General features: G+C 38.4%; 1 protein-coding gene. It reads right to left on the reverse strand.

Features of this window, described 5'->3' with window-relative positions; translation table 11 throughout:
- Nucleotides 1-324: hypothetical protein (locus KP705_RS19640; RefSeq protein ID WP_215765527.1), on the reverse strand; the 324-nt coding region annotated here is incomplete at its 3' end.
- Between the last annotated feature and the right edge of the window lie 33 nt (nt 325-357).

Below are 357 nucleotides of genomic sequence, written 5' to 3' on the forward strand. Positions count from 1 at the left end.
GAATCTTAAAAAACCATATCCCCTGCTTTCTATGTAATCCAAAAACAAAGAAGAATGCGAAGGAAGACAACGCAAATAATCTCTATAACTTTTCACATCCTTCACAGGAAAAGAATGGTCAATATAATGGTCATGCAAACAAGTCATGATATCGTAAGGCTTTTCCCAACCGCAATAAACCTCGACCCCATTCCCAAACATATAACGAATAGCCTTGGTCTCATAACGTGCCTTCAATCGCACAGCCTTTATATTGAACAGATTTTCAAGCCTCTGTACTTCTCTCTCTATTTCTCTATATTTTTCCTTCTTTACCATATCCATAACAATCTCCGACCCTCAGTTTGTGGGGTACTG

This window comes from Gluconobacter sp. P1D12_c, assembly GCF_018812105.1.
Lineage (GTDB): Bacteria > Pseudomonadota > Alphaproteobacteria > Acetobacterales > Acetobacteraceae > Gluconobacter > Gluconobacter oxydans_A.